The organism is Photorhabdus sp. S10-54, from assembly GCF_963878145.1.
In the GTDB taxonomy this organism is placed as follows: domain Bacteria; phylum Pseudomonadota; class Gammaproteobacteria; order Enterobacterales; family Enterobacteriaceae; genus Photorhabdus; species Photorhabdus kayaii.
This window is the reverse complement of record NZ_CAWNXG010000114.1, coordinates 1-2,375: the sequence shown is the minus strand read 5'-3', so window position 1 is coordinate 2,375 and position 2,375 is coordinate 1. Positions and strand designations below refer to the sequence as shown.

Genomic DNA, 2,375 nt, shown 5'->3' with positions numbered 1-2,375 from the left:
GCAACTTTTGTTAATGCCTGAGCAGTGGCAAACGGGACTTGCTTCTTTATTTGAGTCAGCTTATTAGACAGTTCTTTTAATCCTGCCATCTTATTGACCTTAAGTTACATAGATAACTGCAACTCTGCGCCAATCAATCCAAGTGCGAAAACAGCTTCATCTGGATAATCAGCCAGCATCTTACGTATTACCTTTTCACATGTACTGACATTTTCTTGTTGTTGCTCTGACAATGAGGCAATTAACCCCCTAAACATCAGTATTGTTTGTTCATCTTGTGTCATCTCTTTCCCTTAAATAAAAAGGCCGCACTGGGCGACCGGATTGAATTTATGCCTGCTTTGTTAACCCACTCAGGCGGCGCGGGCTTCCTGCTTTCCACAGTCAAGAAAAATTGATATGTTGATCATTCCACAGTCAAGTAAGGAATAAGAAATAGCAGATTTCATTGTCCGTGTAGAATTAAGAAAAGCAGATAACTCAGATTACGATAAGCTCTATGATAAAATGAAAGCTAAGGGTTTTTCGAAATTTATTACTGCTGATAGCGGCAATAAATATGAGCTTCCTCCCGCAGAATACTATTTCAAGTCTGAATCAAAATCTCGACAGGAAGTAAGAGACTTAGCTTATGACGTCGCTAAGTCAGTCAATTCAAGACCTGCGGTTTTGGTCACTGAATCTGATGGGATAAGCTGGCGCGGACTTGACAGGGCTTAATCTTCATCAGGGTCTTTGGCGCAAGGTGGGCTAAGTTCTTCCGCTTCATCATCTCCATCACCTCGCCTTGGATCTTCCGTTTCAAGGGCAATAAAGCTATCTCTAATATTTCGGGCGAGATATTTCGCCCTGTCGTTATCGGCATAGCGTCGAGATTCCATCTCTATATTTAGAGCATTTATTAAAGCCTCACGTGCTGCCTGTTGTGACTCGATTGTTAAATCTTCAAATTTCATATTAAATCCTCTCTGAACCCTTTCCAGTTTGGAAACAGTTGGAATTAGAATATTCTGCTAAAAAGTCAGTATCCGCCCGCAGGGCGCCCATAAAGAAATCACTACTATCGTGCACTCTGTCAGCAGAATGCTCTGAGTTAGTTACTTCGTTGAAAGCATCTTCTCTTGCTTGCCCTGAAACTCAACTTTTGCCATTGCGCCTATCGCGTAAATAGCGCCGAGTACAAACCAGCCCTGATATACGACAAAAATGACAAAGGCTGTATCCGTCAGTAAGTCGTAATATCGGAATGCTGTCGGAACATGTTTGTACTCTTTAGCGAGCGTATCCCTGCTAAATAAATAAGCCAGGAATTTAATCACACCAAAGAACCAGCCAGCGAAATAACCGACATTTACAAAACCTTCGATATTTTGCGTAATGCCAATAAATAAAAAGGACGCGATAATTGCGTCCAGAATGATTGAATATGTGTATTTCATTAATTTCTCCGGGATCATCACAGTCTTACTTCTTCCGAGGTCCTCACTTTGGGGACGGCTTGACCGAGCTGTATTTACTCGCCCACGCTTTAGCAATATGCAGACAGTCATCGTACATCTTGCCCTTTCTGCTCGCTGATGAAGCTCTTCGATAGTGATCGACCGCTTTGTCACTTGCCATACACGCAATAGATGAAGAAAAGCCGAGCTTGGTTAACTCGGCTTGTACGTTCTTCGCTATAAATTGCTCATGATTCATGCTGGCTCTCCGTCCGGGAAGTCATCAAAGCCGGGTAACGTAAGCTGCGATAATTCCAGAATAACTTTCTTGGCCTGACGAAGTTTTTTAAGATGACGCTTGCGGAGGTTCATCATTTCACTACCTGGTCTACCAAAGTTGCTATAAGACCACTTATCAGCGGCCACCAGCCGATTCTGCATTTCACCAAGTGTCAGTGACTTTAAGCTTTCCATGTCCATCAATGAGAGATCTGACTGATTCTCTTTATCTGCTAAATCCAATAGCCAGCGACGCAAAGACTTGGCAACATCAGTATCAGCTAGCATCCCAATTAAATGGGAACCTCTGACAGAGAAAATTCTCACCTTCTTTTTACGTAAACTATTGTTTATTCCAATGGTCATTGACTCGGTGACCATTGTCATGTCGTCCGTGAATTCATCTTTGTTAGCATTGTAAAGATTGGTTACAGATTTCTCGCTCTTATATTCGAGCAGTTCAGCCATTTGCTTGTAAACCAAATTTTCCCATCATGATTATCGAAAGGACAATAGTGTGATTTTTGAAAGTTAATGCGTTCATCGTGCTTTACCTTTTTAGAGATAGAGCCTGCCTCATAGAAAATCAGACCAAAGAATCAGCACAATACTGATTTCCTCAAGCTCTATTTCCTAAACAGGTTCTTTGGGTTTGAA

General features: G+C 41.9%; 6 protein-coding genes. 1 reads left to right on the top strand and 5 read right to left on the bottom strand.

The window, feature by feature from the left end; genetic code table 11:
- Positions 1-104 precede the first annotated feature (104 nt).
- A complete protein-coding gene (locus AACQ83_RS23865) occupies positions 105-284 on the bottom strand; it encodes a hypothetical protein (RefSeq protein ID WP_112879876.1) in 180 nt (59 codons plus the stop codon).
- 151 nt (positions 285-435) lie between these two features.
- Here AACQ83_RS23865 and ghoS point away from each other — a divergent pair, with 151 nt between their 5' ends.
- Positions 436-720, top strand: a complete 285-nt coding sequence (ghoS, locus tag AACQ83_RS23860) for a type V toxin-antitoxin system endoribonuclease antitoxin GhoS (RefSeq protein WP_112879875.1) — start codon at positions 436-438, stop codon at positions 718-720.
- Here ghoS and AACQ83_RS23855 read toward each other — a convergent pair.
- The 4 genes from AACQ83_RS23855 to AACQ83_RS23840 form a co-directional block, all read right to left on the bottom strand.
- Positions 717-956 carry a hypothetical protein gene (locus AACQ83_RS23855; RefSeq protein ID WP_112879874.1) on the bottom strand — a complete coding sequence of 80 codons (240 nt, stop codon included), beginning with the start codon at positions 954-956 and terminating at the stop codon, positions 717-719. The two genes, ghoS and AACQ83_RS23855, sit on opposite strands and share 4 nt — an antisense overlap.
- A 141-nt stretch (positions 957-1,097) precedes the next feature.
- Positions 1,098-1,439 carry a hypothetical protein gene (locus AACQ83_RS23850; RefSeq protein WP_112879873.1) on the bottom strand — a complete coding sequence of 114 codons (342 nt, stop codon included), beginning with the start codon at positions 1,437-1,439 and terminating at the stop codon, positions 1,098-1,100.
- Positions 1,440-1,482: 43 nt separating this feature from the next.
- On the bottom strand, positions 1,483-1,698 hold the full coding sequence (locus AACQ83_RS23845) for a hypothetical protein (protein ID WP_112879872.1): 216 nt from the start codon (positions 1,696-1,698) through the stop codon (positions 1,483-1,485).
- Positions 1,695-2,186: a hypothetical protein gene (locus AACQ83_RS23840; protein WP_240000916.1), complete on the bottom strand. Its 492-nt coding sequence runs from the start codon at positions 2,184-2,186 to the stop codon at positions 1,695-1,697. Before AACQ83_RS23840 ends, AACQ83_RS23845 begins: the two co-directional genes overlap by 4 nt.
- Between the last annotated feature and the right edge of the window lie 189 nt (positions 2,187-2,375).